The organism is Deltaproteobacteria bacterium IMCC39524 (assembly GCA_029667085.1).
Taxonomy (GTDB): Bacteria; Desulfobacterota; Desulfuromonadia; order Desulfuromonadales; family BM103; genus M0040.
On record JARUHJ010000008.1, the window covers coordinates 69,411 to 88,614 of the forward strand.

The following is a 19,204-nucleotide window of genomic DNA, read 5'->3' on the forward strand; positions in this document are numbered from 1 at the left end:
GGAACTATTGTCCACAGCATTTCTTATATTTCTTGCCGCTACCGCAAGGGCATTCATCGTTGCGGCCGACCTTGTCAACATCACGTTTGGTTGGAGCCTGAATCGCAGGTTTCGGACCGCCCTGACGGGCAAGAGCGAGTCTTTCACGACGCTGCTCAGCTTCCATCTCAGCGACCTCTTCCTCACGCGCCAGTTGCACCCTGAAAAGCTTCTGCGCAACCTCCTGACGAATCCGACCCATCATATCCATAAAGAGCGCGTAAGCCTCGCGCTTATATTCTTCCTTCGGGTTCTTCTGCGCATAAGCGCGCATACCGATTCCTTCTTTAAGATGATCGATCGATAACAGGTGGTCTTTCCATTTTGCGTCGATGGTCTGCAACAAGAGAACTTTCATCAAATGTTCCAGAACCGGGGTAGTAAAGGCTTCCTCTCGCTCGGCCAACCGAGCAGTTACCTGCTCTTTAAAGCTGTCTTCGAGTGTTTGCGGTTTCAGCTCTTTCTCGACTTCCGGAAGCACGGGGGGAAAGTTGAACTGATTAATAAAATCGGTCGCCAGACCCTCCCAGTTCCATTCTGTGGCAGGAGTTTTGTCCGGGCAGAAAGACGCGACAATATCCTCAACCATCTCATCAAGAATCGAGTCAATCGTTTCGCGCACATTCTCACCCGCAAGGACTTCCTTGCGTTGACGATAGATGACTTCGCGTTGACGATTCATGACATCGTCATAATCAATCAGGTGTTTGCGAATTTCAAAGTTGTGCGCTTCAACCTTCTTCTGCGCCCCTTCAATCGCCTTGGAAATCATACCATGCTCAATTGCCTCGTTTTCAGGCACTTTGAGTTTTTCCATAACGAAAGAAACGCGATGAGAGCCAAAGATGCGCAACAGGTCATCTTCAAGGCTCATGTAAAAACGGCTCTCACCCGGATCACCCTGGCGACCGGAACGACCACGCAGCTGGTTATCAATACGACGCGACTCGTGCCGTTCGGTACCAAGGATGTACAGGCCACCAGAGTCAAGGACCTCCTGCTTCTCGGCCGCACAGAGAGTCTTATACTTTTCCATTGCCTGGTCAAACGCCTGCTCAGGGTCTGCGGCAGCCTCAGCCTCACGCCTGGCCATCATCTCAGGATTGCCGCCCAGGACAATATCAGTACCACGCCCGGCCATGTTGGTTGCAATCGTAAGCGCTCCCTTGCGGCCAGCCTGAGCGACAATTTCAGCCTCCCGCTCATGTTGCTTGGCGTTCAATACATTATGCTTAATGCCACGCTTCTTCAGAAGTTCAGAGAGGATCTCCGAGTCTTCAATGGTGATGGTGCCAACCAGGACCGGTTGACCGGTTTCATGCCGGCCAACGATGTCTTCTATAACGGCGTTAAATTTTTCCTTGCCGGTTTTGTAGATGACATCGGCCTGATCAATACGAATCATCGGCTTGTTCGTCGGCATGACGACAACTTCAAGGCCATAAATTTCGTTGAATTCTGCCGCTTCGGTATCCGCCGTTCCGGTCATACCAGCTAGTTTTTCGTACATACGGAAATAGTTCTGGAAAGTAATCGTCGCCAGAGTCTGATTTTCTTTCTCGATTTTCAGGCCCTCTTTTGCTTCGATCGCCTGGTGCTGGCCATCACTCCAGCGCCGCCCGGGCATCAGGCGTCCGGTGAACTCGTCAACAATCACCACCTCGCCATCCTTGACCACGTAATCAACATCACGCTTAAAGATGGCATGGGCTCTCAGAGCCTGGTTGACGTGGTGAAGAATACCCATATTGCTTGGCTCGTAAAGATTTTCAACACCCAACAATTTCTCGAGCTGCAAAACGCCCTCTTCTGTGAGGGTCGCCGTCTTGGACTTTTCATCAACAGTGTAGTCACCGGTATAACTTTTAAAAGTTCGACCGATGGTTCCTTCCCGGTCTTCGATCATCTCACCTTTTTTCAGTCGTGGGATAACCTTGTCAGCCTTATAATAAAGTTCACTGGTAACATTACTCGGCCCGGAGATAATCAAAGGTGTTCTGGCTTCATCGATCAGAATCGAATCAACCTCGTCGACAATGGTGTAGTAAAGATCGCGTTGGACATAGTCCTCAAGGGCAAACTTCATATTGTCGCGAAGATAGTCGAAGCCGAACTCATTATTTGTGCCGTAGGTGATATCTGCCCTATAGGCGGCCTTTCGCTGTTCATCACTCAAGCCATGGACAACACAGTCGACCTCAAGCCCCAGAAAATTATAGACAGCGCCCATCCAGGCAGCATCACGCTTGGCAAGGTAATCATTCACCGTAATAACGTGTACACCCTTTCCAGCCAGGGCGTTGAGATAAACGGGCAAGGTCGCCATCAAGGTTTTACCCTCACCAGTTTTCATCTCTGCAATCTTACCGGAATGTAGAACCATACCGCCGATAAGTTGGACATCAAAGTGCCGCAGACCCAATACGCGTACGGCGGCCTCTCGCACCACGGCAAAAGCCTCAGAGAGGAGATCATCAAGAGTCTCGCCACTCGCCAGGCGCGAACGAAACTCAACCGTCTTGGCTTTCAGCTCAGCATCATTGAGTGTCTGAATAGACGGCTCCAGTGCGTTGATCTCGTCAACCTGCTGCTGAAGTTTTTTGAGCTCACGATCATTCTTGCTGCCAACGATCTTTTTCAGAATACTTCCAATCATGTATAACTCCATGTACGCGTAATATGCGAAAAAAACGCCGCTTGGCGTTCCGTTCAGAATTGCAAACTTTAACACAGCAGAGAGTGTGCTCACAAGCGCTAAAGGGGCAGATCGATTTAGCTTTTAAACATCAAGGAGCAGTGAAGGCAAGGGCAAAAAAAACGGCACAACCCCGAGTCAAAAGACCAGGAATTGCGCCGCTACCTTTCATCAATCGGCATCTACATAGACGCCAATAACACCTTAGTTCCATACTCCCTTACGAAAACTGAAGATATGCCTGTTAGGTATAACTTTTACAACCGCAAACATATCATTTTTAAACTCTTCCGGCGCACTGGCAGAAGACTCAAAAATCTGCTCTCTATAGCTAATTATGCCAACGTAAGGAGCAGAATCAGACTGCGAGCGCCGCACCTTGACCTTCATGGTCGAATTGTCAATTTTATGGTAGCGGGCACGATAGGTACCATCTTTTTGCTGAGTGATCTTCATGTGAGATTGGGAGTTCTTATGATTCTGATTCAGTTGCTGTACTTTTGACCGGGCAAAGGTTTCGAATTCTGCGAGCCTGACCAATAGCTCATTATCTGCAGGCGGACTACTGGTGACCACATCACTTGACACCGCTGGCATGGCAAAGAGAAAAACAATGATCGTTACAGTTAAGACTTGCACGAGACTTTTCATAAGGCACCTCCAACTAGGAATTCCTGTTTCTTGTTACTCTCTCTGAGCAACGATCGTACCAGAAAGTCCTTAGGTTGGGTTAACCCTTTGATTTCACAGAGAAGAAAGCAAATCTCCTGTAAAAAACACCAACAACATAACAGAGCTTATCTACTCCATATAACAATTTACGTCACATCATACCGTTAAATCGAAGTATATCTCCCTCTCCTGACAGTGCAAGAAAAGAGACGAGAACAAAAAAAACCGGCCGGGTGCTTGCAGCACCCGGCCGGTTTTGATCACAGCCTTAATTGATCTGGGAAAGGCTTACTTTGATTGCAACTCGACGCGACGGTTGAGTTTGCGACCTTCCCTGGTGTCATTGTTGTACTTGGCGCGAGTCTCACCATAGCCAACAGCTTCCAACCGCGAAGCAGCAACGCCATTGTCAGTGAGCCATTTTTTAACTGAGGCGGCGCGTCTTTCCGAAAGGCCTTGATTGTAGGCTTCGGGTCCTGATGAGTCAGTGTGGCCTGAAAGGACGAAATCTGTGCCGCTGTCTTCCTTCAGGATCATCTTGACTTCTTCAAGAACCGGAATCATCTCGTCTTTGATGTCTGCCTTATCAAAATCAAAGAGCAGGCTAAATGTGATGATTTCTTTGGCAACCGGGGCTGGGGCTGGGGCTGGAGCAGGAGCAACCTTGGGAGCAGGTTTTGGAGCAGGCTTGCGCTCTTCGTAGAGAACATCTTTAGCAAACTGAGCCATCGCCGCATCGGACTCAAGAGATTTTGCGTCCACAACAACAGAGCAACCGGAAAGAGCCTTGATAGCATCGATGGTCTGTTGCCCTTCGGGTGTATCAGCGTAGCTTACGACATGAATGCACAGATCAGAGTTCTGGCTATAAAGGTTCTTGGCAGAAGCGACAGGATCAGCACCGGCATTCCAGGCACCATCTGTAAACATGATCAGGGCAGTCTTGCCGGATGTGGCAGGAGCAACGGCCGTTAAGCCATCACCCATGGTTGTAAAACTGTTAAATGCAGGCTTGAAGCTCTCAGCGGCAGAACCAATAGAACCTGTCTTGTAGGTTGCAGGCTGGCTAACTGTTTTATAAGGAGCAAAGAGCGCAACAGAACTTGTGTAGCCTAGCTCGGGAACGGCCTGATCGAGGCGCTTAACTGCAACAACGGCCTTATCCAGCTTCTGCTCACCGGGCTTGGCCTTGGCTTGGGCCATGGAACCCGACTGGTCCATGAAAACAATAAAGTTATCCGCCTTCTTGACCATTTCTGCACCAGCCACAAAGGGGGATACCAAGCAAATAGCCAAAACCAAAGATGTGATCGTCATAAAATACCGGGAAACCTGTTTCATTGTAGTTCTCCTTATACGTTTTAGAGTGCTTAGTTCAACCGCTTGATCTAAAGACAGATCATTAATTTATAATTATTATAAAGTATAGATTAGCGGAATAAAGCCATTAGTCAACCAGTCGAAGGCACTTAAATCACAAGAGAAAAAGAGTCGTAACAAATACTCAACGGTGCAGACCAAAATAATTAAATAATGGCAGCACAAAGCAAACGCATTTATGTCTGGAGGAAACTTCAAGCAAGAAAACAAAAAAAGCCCGGCATAGCCGGGCTTTTTTTGTTATTTGAAGCATACTTAGAGATATTTATTCGGATTAACAGGAACACCGTTAAGACGAATCTCGTAGTGAACATGGGACCCTGTCGAGCGCCCGGTATTCCCCACAGACGCTATACGATCACCTCTTCTGACCCGTTGACCGACCTTGACGTGAAATTTTGAATTGTGCGTATAAATTGTTCGATAGCCGTAGCCGTGATCAATGGTTACCATTTTGCCATAGCCCGCCTCGGTTCTAACGCTGCTGACAATACCGTCAGCTGTTGCAACAACGGGGCTTCCCATTCTCGAAGCGATATCAAGGCCTTCGTGCATCTTGCGTCTGCCATTGAAAGGGTCCCGACGTAAGCCAAAACTTGAAGTCAACCAACCCTTGACAGGCCAACCCTGAGGCTTGGCAGCAAGCAATGAACGTTGGTCATTAAGAATACCCTGAATCTCTTCCTGGCTTTCACGACGCAGATCAATCTGGCGTCGCACTTCGTCAATGCGTAGTTGGATTTCACTGAACTCCCGATTGACATCGTCTTCACGAGCAGGACCGCCGACACCGGCAATACTGTCACCTTTCGGAGCCGAAAGCTTGGCCATGACACGGACCTTGGCATCATTTTGTGCCAAAACGACCATCTCCTGACGCAGGTCTTCGAGCTTAACCACCAGGCGATTCAGCTCTTCGCGCTGTGACAGGTTTTCAACCTGCAGGCGATGGAGCTCATTACGATCCAGATTGGTCATTACATAATCGACAGTCAGTCCGGTAAGACCCAAAGCCAGAACCACAGATAAAGCCAGAACCCCTTTTACAACAGAACTCCTCACCGCAAAGCGACGAACCTGATGGGATCCTTCCGGTATGATCATTACGGTAAAACGTTTTGCTGGCAAATCCTTAAACCTCCTGAACAACCTGTTTTCACTGAATTTCAATGGTAATTAATAAAGGACTGTCAAGCCCACTGTCAAGATTAAAGGCACAACAAACGGCATTATAAAACACTTAAACCAACACACCGAGAAAAAAATACTCTGATCTTTAAAGCGAAATACTGAGTGCAATCTCATCACAGTCCGGAAACTTCACACACTTGATGCAATCACTCCAGATCTTTTGCGGCAGTTCCGATTTCTCAATCACTTCAAAACCAAGCTTTTCAAAAAAGCTCTGCTGGTAAGTTAAAGCAAAAACTCTGCCAATACCAAGCCGACGCGCCTCCGAAAGACAGGCCTCAACCAGATGGCTGCCAATTCCTCGTCCTGCAACATCTTCATGAACAACCAGAGAGCGCACCTCGGCAAGATCTTCCCAACAGATATTCAGAGCAGCAACACCGACAACCCGGTCATCTTCGACAAAGACATAAAAATCTCTGATCGACTCAAATATGTCCATCAGTGAACGCGAGAGCACCAGACCATCCTTGACGTAAACCATCAACAGCTGGTGTATTTGACGGGCATCCTGAAGAATCGCTTTTCTAATCATGAGTATTCCTGGCAAAAAAGGGTTGTTAAATTTCTCAGGAAGCCGATGACGCAGCAATCAACTCTTTCGCGTGCAGCAAGGTCTGTTCTGTTACCGTCGCCCCACCGAGCATCCTGGCCATCTCCTGAGCCCTCTCGTCATCCCCCAGATGCTCCATCCTAGTCAGAGTGCGACCGTCAAGCTCACGTTTAACAACGCGATGGTGGTGGTCGGCAAAGGCTGCCACCTGCGGCAAATGTGTCACACAAAGAATTTGTGAGGTCCGACTCACGACTTGCAACTTGCGGCCGACCGCGGTGGCTGCAGCACCACCGATACCGGCATCCACTTCGTCAAAAATAACCGTTGGCACCCTGTCCGCTTCCGGCGCAAGTCGCTTAAGGGCCAGCATCATCCTAGAAAGTTCACCACCGGAAGCGACCTTGGCCAACGGCATCAGGGGCTCCCCCGGGTTCGAGCTGACCATAAATTCAACCCGCTCGTGGCCGTCCGGCCCAGGGCTCTCCAGCTCAACGAAAGTCACTCCAAAAGACGCTCCCGGCATAGCTAAAGCGGCCATCTCCTCGAGGAGTCCTGCCTCGAGCGCTTGAGCCGCCTTCTTGCGTGCAGCAGAGAGGGTTTCGCCCAGAGCCCGCCTCTCCACAGAGTGAGCCACGAGTTCTTCTGAGAGGTTATCCCGAGTCTCTTGCGTATTTTCCAGTTCGGCAATCTCTTGTTCAAAGTTTTCCAATAGGCCCAAAATGTCTTCTACAGCCGGCGCGTACTTGCGTTTCAGGCGGGTCAAGGTCGCAAGACGCTCCTCAATGACTTCGAGACGGTTCGGCTCAAAAGCAATCCGACCAAGGTATGACCGCAGTCGGGTGGAAACGTCCTCCATTTCAAAAAGGCTGCGTTGAACAGTCTCTGCCAACTCTGCCAGCTCAGGGTCAATCTCACCGACCGATTGCAATTCAGACACCAGGCCACCTAAAACCTCACACACCGCACCATTGCCCTCATAAAGGGCTTCGTAACCACCACGAGTTACCCCTGCGAGGCGCTCGGCATTCTGCAACAGCAATCGCTCGGCGAGAAGTTCTTCTTCCTCACCGGGAAGCAACTGTGCAGAACTGATTTCATCAGCTTGATGCCGCAGGAAGTCGAGTCGTTGCTGGCGCTCACGCTCGGCATCTTCCAGACATTCAAGCTGCTGGGCAATTTTCTTCATCAGCCCGTAAGACTCACGGTAGAGGCGCAAGGGCTCGTCAAGGTTACCGAAACGATCCAGAACCGTCAGATGAACATTTCGTTGCAGTAATGACTGATGTTCATGCTGACCACAGACCGTCACCAGAAGTTCACTCAAAGACTGCAATTGTGCAAGGGTCACCAGGTTGCCATTAACATAAGCGCGGCTCCGACCGCCGCTTTGCACAATGCGTCTCAAAACAAGTTCATCGTCGACGGAGAAGCCGGCGACTGTAAAGGCTTGTAGAATATCATCACGCCCGGTCAGATCAAAAAGCGCTTCCACAGTGGCTTCACTTGCGCCGGCACGAACGAGGTCCGGACGCGCCCGGTCACCCAGCAGCAGGCCAAAGGCGTCGAGGATAATTGATTTACCTGCGCCGGTTTCACCGGTAAGTACGTTGAAGCCTTCGTCGAACTGAACTTCAAGCCGGTCAATAATGGCAAAGTTGGCAATGGTCAGATTGATAAGCATAGGGTCAATGGCGCGTGGCGCTTAGTGAGTGGCGCGAACAAAACATCATAGCGCAAAAGTTGTGGGTGACGTCCAAGGAGCGGGCTTGGACAGCAAAGGGGTTGGCCTTTCCTCGTTACGTGTTTCTCGCTTCAAATCATCTTTCCCCCCAGTGCAGCTTGGTACGCAGCACCTGGAAATAATCTTTACTGGGGCTTTTGATCAGCAGAGTGGAATGATTTGACTTGCGCAATTCAACCACATCGCCGCACTGAAGGGGCATTCCCTCCTGGCCATCGGCGGTAAAGACGACATCCTGATCCAGAGATTTAACCGCGATCCGGATCGTTGCTTCATCAGAAACAACAATGGGTCGATTGGTCAGCGTGTGGGGACAGATCGGTGCGATAACATGGCAATGGTTACCGGGATAGATAATAGGGCCGCCAGCGGCCAGGTTATAGCCGGTTGATCCGGTCGGTGTCGAAACAATCAGGCCATCAGCCTTGAAAGTCGTCAGGTAATCATCATCAACCCAGGCCTCCATATCAATAATCCTGGCCAGGGCACCCTTGTTGATAACAACATCATTAAGAACCCGGTAACGTGCAACTTCCTCTCCCTTGCGACGGATAATAGCCAACAGGCGCATACGTTCGGAGACAGTGAAGTCACCCACGAGGACCTGTACCAACATCGGGAAGAGTTCAGAGCGGGTAATTTCTGTCATAAAACCAAGGCTGCCGAGATTCACTCCCAGGATAGGGGTACGCAGGTCGCCGACCAGACGTGCGACCGAGAGAAGGGTGCCATCGCCGCCAAGAACAACGACCATATCAACCAGGGGCGGGATAGCCTGCCCAGGGTAGCCATGCATATCAGGCATGGCTTCAGCAAGAGCTTCATCAACAAAGACTTCGATCTCACGGTCAACCAGCCAGGCAACAACCTCATCTGCAAGACTGGCGGCGTCTTCATTGTGACGTTTGGCAAAAATTCCAATGCGCTTCATAGAACGATCCCTCCGAGTGAGCGAACACTATCACAACAAACCGTCAAAGTCTATGCCTATCAATGACTTACGCCACCTCCCTCTTGTCCACAAAGACCCTTTGTGATAAAGTCCAATCATTGCATTTCCGGACCAACCTAACTCTAAATTTCACATGGCAACGATGGATCTTTTTTCCTCAGAAACATCCGGGAAAGCTCCGGCACCTTTGGCCGAGCGCCTGCGACCGCAGCGCATCGACGAAATGGTTGGCCAGCAGCATCTCCTCGGTGAAAAGGGCATCTTACGACGCCTGATCGAGCAGGACCAACTCACCTCTGCAATCTTCTGGGGTCCACCGGGGACCGGCAAAACCACCTTGGCCAGAGTCATCGCTCAGACCACCCGCAGTTATTTCGTTGCCTTCTCGGCCGTCCTGCAAGGCGTTAAGGATATTCGCGAAGTCGTCGCCAAAGCTCAGCAGGAGAGAAACTACTACGGGCGGCGGACACTGCTCTTTATCGATGAAATTCATCGTTTCAACAAAGCTCAACAGGATGCACTCTTACCCTGGGTGGAGAATGGCGACATCATCCTGATCGGCGCAACAACAGAAAACCCCTCCTTCGAGGTTAATTCCGCCCTGCTCTCCCGTTCAAAAGTGTTTGTTCTCGAACCCTTGGCGGCAGACGATATCGCAAAACTCCTCAACCGAGCGCTCTCCTCACAAGAAGGGCTTGGCGAGCAACAACTGACCATCGACGATGGAGCAATCACCTTCATCGCTGAACAATCTCATGGCGACGCACGCTCCGCGCTGAACAGCCTGGAAGTCGCAGCGGCTACCGCCACCGGAAAAACTATCCTGCAGAGCGATGCGGCAGCCGCCATGCAAAAAGCGCCACTCCTCTATGACAAAGGCGCCGAAGAACACTACAACGTAATCTCCGCGTTCATAAAAAGTATGCGTGGCTCAGACCCGGATGGCGCCATTTACTGGCTGGCCCGCATGATTGAAGCTGGCGAGGATCCGCTCTTCATCGCGCGTCGGATGGTCATTTTTGCCTCAGAAGACGTCGGCAATGCCGACCCGCGCGCACTGCAAATCGCTGTATCTGCCCAGCAGGCCGTTCACTTCATAGGGCTGCCGGAAGGCCGCATCCCGCTGGCTCAAGCCGTCACCTACCTGGCCACAGCTCCCAAGAGTAATGCAGCCTATGTGGCCATTGGCGAGGCGCAGAAAGAAGTTCGCCAGAGTGGCGCTCTGCCAGTTCCTCACCACTTGCGCAACGCCGCGACGGGCCTCATGAAAGAACTTGGCTACGGCAAAGATTATCAATACGCGCACAACCATGAAAACAGCGTTGTCACCCAAAAACATCTCCCCGAAGCTCTTGGTGACACAAGCTACTACCGCCCCAAAGAGTCCGGATACGAGAAAACAATCCAGGAAAGACTCGACTGGTGGGCCTCACAGAGAGCAGAACAGGACAAAGACAAGGGGGCTGAGGACTAGGGACTGGAACTTTGGGGGCCCACCTTAAACCTTAAACCTTAAACCTTAAACCTTAAACCTTAAACCTTAAACCTTAAACCTTAGCCTCCAGTCCCCAGTCCCCAGTCCCCAGTCCCCAGCCTCCACTCGAAAAACAGTCCCAATATAAGGGATACATTTGAATATAACTTCTTGACTATTATTTTAATTTACATATAATTGTGCATAATTTTATTAAACTATAGTGCAATTAGTAAACATTCTGACCCAACTTATGGGTGAGCTTGAATTGGCAGATGGTAGGGTCTGCTCACTAGGACTTCAACCAGGAACATCTGTGCAAAGCACTGACCTGAAAAGCACCACCCGAAACACGAGAAAGACGCATCGACATTCGGACGATGCACATGAAGCACCTGTCACTCCAATCAACCAATCCGCTCGGAAAATCAGCCGAGAAACGCTGATCAACCGGCTTAACTTCCTGCACTTTCAATCAGAGGCCTTAACGGTTCTGCTCACTCACCGACAAAATGGTCGGAGCCTGCGGCTGCAAGCCATCCCGGAACCTTGTGCCGACGAAAACTTCATTTGCCTCTGGGACGCCACGCTGCCTCCAGGCGTCGGCCGTGGAGATTTTGAACTGCGCCACCTGGAAGTTCCTCACGGTCACCATATTCTGCAAGTGGCCCTGGAAAAAGCCAGCCTGATCGAAAATGGTTTAACCTGTCACCTTCCGGAAGTCTGTCACCAACTGACTTCCCGCCGAATCAGAAGACACTTCTGCGCTGATATCGCAGTCAACGTTATACAAAACGGAGCCAGTTTCTCCGGCACCCTGGAAGACTTCAGTGCAGCGGCTTTTCGCCTGGAGCTACAGGCGAAGCCGCCTCAAACCTTTCAGTGGCTGAAGCAGGAAGAGCCGCTCACCGTGATCTTCACCCAGTCAGGGCAGACACTGCTTTCAACTCCAGGCCAGCTATTGCGCAGTCACGGCAAACGTGACCAACATACGGTCGTGGTGAAACCATCTCTTGCCCAGCAAAGCCGTTTCCCGGCAAAGAAACATCGCAATCGCCGCCTGGCTCTTCGCCCGGCCCCGGAAGCTGTTTTTATTCATCCACTGACAAAGAACCTGATTCGACTCGATGTAACGGATCTCTCAGGCGCCGGCATGGCTGTAGCAGAAGCACCCCAGGAAGCACAGCTCTTGCCGGGGATGCTGTTGGAAAAACTCGAGTTGCGCCTTGCAGATTCGTTCAGTCTGGCCTGCCAGGCACAGGTCGTCTATTGCCAGAGTCTCGATGATTCTGACCAAGACGCGCCCTTACGCTGTGGCCTGGCCATCCTTGACATGGAAGTCTCCGACCATACCCGTCTCATGTCACTGTTGCACCGCGCCGACGACCGCAGCAAAGGTGTTTGTCCGAAGATCGACCTTGACCAGCTCTGGGAGTTCTTTTTCTCCAGCGGCTTTATCTACCCGCAGAAGTATCTATCATTGAAGGACTATAAGGAAGAGTTCAAGGAGACTTACAGCAAACTCTACGATTCTGCTCCGGAGATCGCCCGCCACTTCATTTACCAGGAGAACAGCAGGATCGTCGGCCACATGGCGATGCTCCGTCAGTTCAACAACTCCTGGCTGATCCACCATCACGCAGCCGACCGCACTCATTCGCGCAAGGCTGGCATGGAGACGCTACAACTGGTCGGTGAAGCCGTCAACGAAGCCCAGGCGCTCTATTCGGCACACATGGATTACGTCATGTGCTTTTTCCGGCCGGAGAACAGGTTTCCGCAACGCATCTTCGGTGGAGTCGCCAAACATTACGATGACCCTTCCAACTGCTCCGTTGACACATTTGACTACTTCCACTATCGCAAGGAATATGATCTCAAGTGGCGCGATGGAGGGGCTTGGGAGCTGACGCCGGCAAAAGAAGAAGACCTGCTCGATCTGGAGGCATTTTACCAGAACAAATCCGGAGGGCTGATGCTGCAGGGGATGGACCTCAAAATTGAGAGCCAGCCGGATTCTTCACTGCAGAAGAGCTATGAAAAGGCCGGTTTTCAGCGCGAGCAATCTTTATTTGCCCTGCAGAAAGAAGGCACAACCATTGCGCTCTTCATGCTCCTGCGTACGGAGATCGGGTTGAACCTCTCCAACCTGACCAACGCCATCACGGTGATCGTTCTTGACAACAAAGCTTTGCCTCGCGAGGCTTTTTTTACGGCGATTTCCATGTTGGCCGCCAAGTACCCGCATGACGAGGTGCCGATCTTAAGCTACCCGCCAGACTATGCGGCAAGCCAGTCAATCGATATTGAGAAACAATACAATCTCTGGGTGCTCAACTGTGGGCACCTTGACCCCTATTTCGAGTTTTGCGGCAATTATTTCAAGCGCATAAACAGAAGCAAGGAAGAATCTACATCATGACGCCGAAACTATCCAAGGACCTGATATACAACAGCCGTATCATCGATACGTACATCAAACTGTTGAAGAAGAAGCATCCTGACATCGATACCTCCATAGCTCTTGAATATGCTGGCATGCAAGGCTATGAGGTCGCGGACCAATCCCACTGGTTCACCCAGTCACAGATTGACCGTTTTTATGCAAAAGCCGTCGAAGTAACAGGGAACCCTCAAGTAGCCCGCGATGCTGGTCGTTATTCTGCTTCGCCGGAAGCCATAGGGGCCATGCGCCAATATATCCTCGGTCTGGTCGGCCCGGCACACGCCTTCGGCTTGATTCGCAACGCTGCCAGCAAGTTCACCCGTTCCGCTCAATATCAGTCCAAACGCATTAGCGACAATAGCGTTGAAGTCGTGGTCACGCCCTACCCCGGGATCGATGAAAAAGTTTTCCAATGCGAAAACCGCATGGGCTTCTTCGAAGCCATTTGCATGATGTTCAACGACAAGATGCCAATCATCGAACATCCAGAATGCCTCTTCGACGGCGGCCAGCATTGCCGTTACGTGATCAGCTGGAAGCGCTCGGCAGCCGACCTGTGGAGCAAAACCCGTGACATCTCAGCATTTACCCTGGCAGGCGCCTGTGGTGCAGCAACCTTCTGGAACCCGGCATTGACGGCACAAACCCTGATACCCGCTTCACTAGCCACGATCGCCGCCCTCTCCTACACGGCACGCACCAAGGAGAACAGGGAACTGCGCCGCAGCCTCGACAACCTCTTCGATTCAAGTGAAAAACTGATCGAACAGATGAACATCAACTACAGCAACTCCCTGATGAACAACGAAATCGGCCAGGCGATCAGTGCCCCGACGGAAGTCGACGAGATTCTCGCCAACGTCATTCAGGTCCTCAAGAAACGGCTCGACTTCGACCGCGGCATGATCATGCTCGCCAACAAGGATCGTGACCAATTGCTCTTCCGTACCGGCTTTGGCTACAACAGTGAACAGCTGCGCATGCTCAACAGCATCGCATTCCACCTTAACAAGCCGAGTTCACGAGGGGTCTTCGTGGTTGCATTCCATGAACAACGGCCCTTTTTGATTGATGACGTTCGGGAACTGCACGGCAAGCTCTCGTCACGCAGCCTGTCGCTGATTGAAAAGTTGGGAGCCCACTCCTTTATCTGTTGCCCGATTATCTGCGAAGGCAAGTCGATCGGCCTGCTGGCCGTCGACAACCTCAAATCGAAAAGACCGCTGCAGCAAAGTGATGTCAGTCTGCTGATGGGAATCGCACCAATGCTGGGAATCAGCATTCGAAACGCTGACCTGCTGCAGACCAAGGAGCGTCAATTCCACTCGACTCTCGAAGTTCTGGCCGCCACCATTGATGCCCGTGACCCGCTCACCGCAGGGCACAGTAAAAAAGTCACAGAGTACTCCGTGGGCATCTGCAACACTCTGAACATCAGCGAAGAGGAGACCGAAAGGATACGGGTCGCCTCCCTGCTGCACGATTATGGCAAGATCGGCGTTCCAGACGCGATTCTCAAAAAAGAAGGACAGTTAACGGAAGAAGAATACGACATCGTGAAAACTCACACGCGCAAGACCAAGGACATCCTCGAGGGGATCAACTTTGACGGGATCTACCACAACATCCCTTCGATTGCAGCAGCGCATCATGAGAACATCGACGGCACAGGCTACCCCTGGGGACTCAAAGGCGACGACATCCCCCTCGGGGCCTTGATTATCTCCGTTGCTGATTTCTTCGAAGCCATTACCTCCAAGCGTCATTACCGTGACCCGATGCCCACAGACATTGCCTACAAGCTTCTGCGCCAACATAGCGGCACCCGCTTTGACTCGCAAATCGTCGAAGCCTTTATCCGCTACCACAAGAAACAACAGGGTCCCTTCCCAAGCTGCGACATCAACCGCCCAAAGCGCGTGCCTTGCAGAACCAATGTTTCATTGCGCGCCAACAGTCATGCAACCAACGGTCTCTCGGAAGATCTCAGCACCGAGGGAATGTTTGTCAGCGTACCAGAACCTGTTCAGGAAGGAACCATTATCAAGCTGCACTTCAGCTTGCCGGGTGTCGATGCACCACCGATCGAAGCCTTGGCAAAGGTGGTCTGGACCAACAACAACTGCAAAAAAGCCAAACCGGACTTCCCCACAGGTAACGGCGTCCACTTTACTGAGGTTGAGCAACCGGCTGCAGAAGCCTTGTACAATTACATAGCCCAGGTAGATGGCGGGCTCACCCACTAGCAGCCTGTTGGACCATCAGAGCTTTACAGCAACAGACAAATTTAAAAGGGCCTGAAGCAGAATCTGCTTCAGGCCCTCTCATTATATAAATGTACTATAGAAACTTACCGCTTCTTCCCGCAACAGCAGATCAACGGCGTATATGTAAATCGGCGAGAGTTTTTAAATGATGTCGTGAATTCTTCAGCAAACGCATAAAAATCGCCGCCATAAAGTGAGAAATCACATCCTGAGCGTCTCGCAGCAACCAGAACTTTGCGCTCCCAGTTGTAACGCTCAACCTCAGTGAGCTCACCATAAATAAGGTGATGGCTCGACATGTCGAGTCGAAGCTCTTGATATTCCAGATCAAAGAGGTGGCCATAGAGACGTCTCCCTGCGTAGGGATCAAAATCAGCCCTTTTTTCCAGACCCTTGATCACATCCTGAATCGTAGCATTCACCCGCTCAGGCAAGCCGTCGTGGCTCAGGCAGTTATAGTCGAGATCGATGAGGCAGAGAACACCACCGGGCTTGACCAGACGACTGAGTTTTGCAACCAGTTCAGTAGCTCGGCTGCGATGGAACTCCAGTACAAAACGTGCCCAGACGAAATCGAAGTGTCCCAGCGCGGTCAGATCTCCGAAAAAATCTTCTTGTTGAAAAACCAAGCCGTTTTGCTGATAGCGATTTCTCGCATGCTCAATCCGATCCCCAGAAAAATCGACACCAATCACCTGCCCTGCCGGCTGCACGGCATCATACAGGAGGTGCGAAGTCAAACCGGGCCCGCAGCCAATGTCGGCAACACGCATGCCGGGAGCAAGGCCGGCCCACTGCGCTTGCTTAAGCACCGCCTGCGGATCGGTCTTGAGTTCAAGACGCTCAATCTCCTGGGCATCTTCCATAATATATTCGAGAAAGTCAGTTGTCATGGTGATGGGATGTTAACGATCAAATGGCGGGAATGCAACGGAATAGAGACCAAGCATAAGTAGGTTTGAATTTTCAAGCATATGGTTGTGCCATATGCCACAGAAATGTGAACTGCACCGTTGTTTAACCGAAAGAAAAAAAACGGTTCACTCATAAAGTTTGTGAGTCAGCAGCTCGAGACTTTTTCAACCCCTTGTTATTAGCCCGAGAGGCAAAGGCAATCAACACAACCAGAGCCATTGCAACCATATAAGCCATGCCAACAACAGACCAAAAAGAGAATTGATAAATCAGGGAACCAAAGCCTCCAAGCAAGGCCGCAAACAGAACGAAAGATTTCATCTACAGCCCCCTTTCCGTCTCACAAACAAAAACACCCCTCTTCGATAAACTGAAAAAGGGTGCCATAATTTCTGCTCTATGCCACTCTCTTCGGTAGCACGACCATCCACCACTTCAGCGGACTCGTTACTTTGCGTCCCAGCGTTGCTGCAGGTTTGCTCTTATCTGAGAGTTTGATTTTTTTAGATTATATCATACCAATACTCACATTCTTCTCACAAAAAAACCAATTTTCGTCTATCGAAGAATTATTCGTTTCCAGCCAGGGCCACACCGGGGATCTCATAGCCACAAAAATTACATCGATTACCGGTCAGATCCGTGTCAACAAACCGCAGGCCCTGCCGACGAATGACCGTTTTCCCGCAAGCAGGGCAAATGGTATCGCTGGCACCGGGATCGTTAACGTTACCCAGGTAGACATACTTCAAGCCAGCACGTCGACCGAGATCGCGAGCCAGATATAAAGCGGTCACCGGCGTTGCCGGGCGATCGAGCATTTTGTAAGTGGGATAGAAGGCTGAGATGTGCCAGGGGACGTCTCGACCGAGCTCATCGGCAATGAAGCTGGCAATCTGTTTCAGTTCATCTTCGCTGTCGTTATGCCCAGGAATCACCAGAGTGGTAACTTCCAGCCAGATGCCGAGTCGCCGGTAATCGCGCAGGCAATCGAGGACGCCTTTAAGAGACGCGCCTGTAACTTCCTTGTAAGCCTTGTTCGAAAAGCCTTTCAAATCAACGTTGGCAGCATCGAGATACGGGGCGATCGCTTCCAGGGCAGCAGTTGTCATATAGCCGTTGGTGACAAAAACATTCCTGACCCCGGCAGCTTTGGCAAGGACCGCAGTATCATAGGCGTATTCGTAAAAGATGGTTGGTTCGGTGTAGGTGTAGGAGATGCTCGCCGACCCGCTTTCGACAGCACGAAGCACAACATCCTGCGGAGAAGTTTTCGTGCCAGGGATACCGGAGCGCTCGTGAGGCCACTGGGAAATCTCGTAGTTCTGACAATGCAGGCAACGAAAGTTACAGCCGACAGTAGCGAGCGACAGGCTGTTGGAGCCAGGATAAAAATGATAGAGGGGCTTCTTCTCGATCGGATCGATGTTTTCAGCCACGGTCTGACCGTAAATCAGGGAAAAGAGCTCACCTTCGTGGTTTTCACGCACACCACAACGCCCTCGTCGGCCATGAGCGATCACGCAGTGAAAGCGGCAGAGGTTACAACGGACCCTGCCCTCGTCAAGCGCTTCCCAGAATTTTGCGGGATGGATAGTCATGGGGACATTATAACAAAAAAGAAGTGGTTCGTGGATCGTGGATCGTGGGACGTGGGACGTGGGACGTGGGACGTGGGACGTCGGACGAGCAAGGCTGACGACAAGAAAAAACACTTCAAGCTGTTTTGTTTTTGACTTTCCTCGTGCCTCGTACCGCGAACCTTGTACCAAGCCCCTAAAACATAAACCGCCGCATACTCACATTCATCAGCAAACCGACCCCGGTCATAGTCGTCACCATACTGGTTCCACCATAAGAAAAAAGCGGCAAGGGCACACCGACGACCGGTAGCAGGCCGATCACCATGCCGAGGTTGACGACAATGTGCCAGAAGAGCATGGCCGAGACACCAATGGCGAGATACATGCCGAAACGATCGTTGGAGCGTAAGGCAATATGCAGCCCCCAGATAACGATCAGGCAATAGAGCGACAGCAACAGGAGACAGCCGATCAGTCCCCACTCTTCGGCAAAGACAGAGAAAGCAAAGTCGGTATGCCGCTCAGGCAGGAAAGAAAGCTGTGACTGGGTTCCCTTCATGAAGCCCATTCCGTCGATACCGCCACTGCCCACAGCAATCTTGGACTGAATGATGTGATAACCGGCACCCAGAGGATCGCGCTCCGGATTGAGAAAGGTCATGATGCGCTGTTTCTGGTAATTGTGCAAAAGGAACCATCCGCCCCCTGCGGCAGCGAAACCTGTTACCGCCAGGAAGACAACGGCATTGCGCTGAATCCCGGCAAAAAGAGCCATGGTGCCGCCGATACACAACACCAGCAGGGCGGTGCCAAGATCAGGTTGTTTCATGATGAGCAGAGCAGGAACCGCAAGCAGCAGGCCCGGAGCGATCAGTTCCTTCAGCGAAAAACCACGCAGATGCGCCTTATCACTAAAAAACCGCGCCAGGGCGATGATGATGACGATCTTCATGATCTCGCTCGGCTGCACGTTGAAACCGGCCAGGCTGATCCATCGTGTCGCACCCATGCTGGTTTTGCCGACAGCCAGAACCAGTATCAACAGCAGCAAGTTGCCACCGTAGAGTGGAAAGCTTAAATACTCAAGGTGGCGGTAATCGAGGAGGCAAACGAGAACAATAATCACCAACCCCAGCCCCAGCCAGTAGAACTGTTTGACATAAACAGGCTGGGCCGCGGTGGTCCAGGATGATGTGGCACTGTACATGTTGGCGATGCCGATGACTGCAATCAACAGAATCAGCAAAACATATGTCCAGTTAAAATTTGTGATCAAACGTCTGTCAAACATGG

At 51.2% G+C, this 19,204-nt stretch carries 14 protein-coding genes and 1 riboswitch; of the genes, 3 read left to right on the forward strand and 11 right to left on the reverse strand.

The genetic code is table 11. The features are described from left to right. Positions 1 to 4: 4 nt before the first annotated feature. The 7 genes from secA to P9J64_16030 all read right to left on the reverse strand — a co-directional run bounded on the left by secA (position 5) and on the right by P9J64_16030 (position 9,205). The gene (gene secA, locus P9J64_16000; GenBank protein MDG5469826.1) at positions 5 to 2,695 is read right to left on the reverse strand and encodes a preprotein translocase subunit SecA; all 2,691 of its coding nucleotides are present in this window, start codon (positions 2,693 to 2,695) and stop codon (positions 5 to 7) included. Positions 2,696 to 2,938: 243 nt separating this feature from the next. Continuing rightward, positions 2,939 to 3,385 carry a hypothetical protein gene (locus P9J64_16005; protein ID MDG5469827.1) on the reverse strand — a complete coding sequence of 149 codons (447 nt, stop codon included), beginning with the start codon at positions 3,383 to 3,385 and terminating at the stop codon, positions 2,939 to 2,941. 309 nt (positions 3,386 to 3,694) lie between these two features. Then, positions 3,695 to 4,747, reverse strand: a complete 1,053-nt coding sequence (locus tag P9J64_16010) for an OmpA family protein (protein MDG5469828.1) — start codon at positions 4,745 to 4,747, stop codon at positions 3,695 to 3,697. Positions 4,748 to 5,041: 294 nt separating this feature from the next. Next, positions 5,042 to 5,914 carry a M23 family metallopeptidase gene (locus P9J64_16015; protein ID MDG5469829.1) on the reverse strand — a complete coding sequence of 291 codons (873 nt, stop codon included), beginning with the start codon at positions 5,912 to 5,914 and terminating at the stop codon, positions 5,042 to 5,044. 148 nt (positions 5,915 to 6,062) lie between these two features. After that, entirely contained in the window at positions 6,063 to 6,512 is a 450-nt protein-coding gene (locus P9J64_16020; GenBank protein ID MDG5469830.1) for an N-acetyltransferase, read from the reverse strand. Between the two features lie 34 nt (positions 6,513 to 6,546). Beyond that, positions 6,547 to 8,214 carry a DNA repair protein RecN gene (gene recN, locus P9J64_16025; protein ID MDG5469831.1) on the reverse strand — a complete coding sequence of 556 codons (1,668 nt, stop codon included), beginning with the start codon at positions 8,212 to 8,214 and terminating at the stop codon, positions 6,547 to 6,549. A 136-nt stretch (positions 8,215 to 8,350) separates the two neighbouring features. Then, positions 8,351 to 9,205, reverse strand: a complete 855-nt coding sequence (locus P9J64_16030) for an NAD(+)/NADH kinase (GenBank protein ID MDG5469832.1) — start codon at positions 9,203 to 9,205, stop codon at positions 8,351 to 8,353. A gap of 163 nt (positions 9,206 to 9,368) precedes the next feature. On the opposite strand from P9J64_16030, the gene P9J64_16035 reads away from it, so the two are divergent. The 3 genes from P9J64_16035 to P9J64_16045 all read left to right on the forward strand — a co-directional run bounded on the left by P9J64_16035 (position 9,369) and on the right by P9J64_16045 (position 15,392). Continuing rightward, complete coding sequence (locus P9J64_16035) at positions 9,369 to 10,700, forward strand: replication-associated recombination protein A (protein ID MDG5469833.1); 1,332 nt, start codon at positions 9,369 to 9,371, stop codon at positions 10,698 to 10,700. A gap of 316 nt (positions 10,701 to 11,016) precedes the next feature. Next, positions 11,017 to 13,122 (forward strand): PilZ domain-containing protein, encoded by a 2,106-nt coding sequence (locus P9J64_16040; GenBank protein ID MDG5469834.1) that lies wholly within the window; start codon positions 11,017 to 11,019, stop codon positions 13,120 to 13,122. Continuing rightward, a complete protein-coding gene (locus P9J64_16045) occupies positions 13,119 to 15,392 on the forward strand; it encodes an HD domain-containing phosphohydrolase (GenBank protein MDG5469835.1) in 2,274 nt (757 codons plus the stop codon). The genes P9J64_16040 and P9J64_16045 overlap by 4 nt, the downstream gene beginning before the upstream one ends. A 104-nt stretch (positions 15,393 to 15,496) precedes the next feature. On the opposite strand, the gene P9J64_16050 is transcribed toward P9J64_16045, so the two are convergent. The 4 genes from P9J64_16050 to rodA all read right to left on the reverse strand — a co-directional run bounded on the left by P9J64_16050 (position 15,497) and on the right by rodA (position 19,202). Continuing rightward, entirely contained in the window at positions 15,497 to 16,306 is an 810-nt protein-coding gene (locus P9J64_16050; protein ID MDG5469836.1) for a class I SAM-dependent methyltransferase, read from the reverse strand. A gap of 151 nt (positions 16,307 to 16,457) precedes the next feature. Further along, positions 16,458 to 16,649 carry a hypothetical protein gene (locus P9J64_16055; protein ID MDG5469837.1) on the reverse strand — a complete coding sequence of 64 codons (192 nt, stop codon included), beginning with the start codon at positions 16,647 to 16,649 and terminating at the stop codon, positions 16,458 to 16,460. Positions 16,650 to 16,738: 89 nt separating this feature from the next. Further along, a riboswitch (cyclic di-GMP riboswitch) is annotated at positions 16,739 to 16,819 on the reverse strand. 78 nt (positions 16,820 to 16,897) lie between these two features. Further along, positions 16,898 to 17,923: an AmmeMemoRadiSam system radical SAM enzyme gene (amrS, locus tag P9J64_16060; GenBank protein MDG5469838.1), complete on the reverse strand. Its 1,026-nt coding sequence runs from the start codon at positions 17,921 to 17,923 to the stop codon at positions 16,898 to 16,900. Positions 17,924 to 18,104: 181 nt separating this feature from the next. Further along, positions 18,105 to 19,202 carry a rod shape-determining protein RodA gene (gene rodA, locus P9J64_16065; protein ID MDG5469839.1) on the reverse strand — a complete coding sequence of 366 codons (1,098 nt, stop codon included), beginning with the start codon at positions 19,200 to 19,202 and terminating at the stop codon, positions 18,105 to 18,107. Between the last annotated feature and the right edge of the window lie 2 nt (positions 19,203 to 19,204).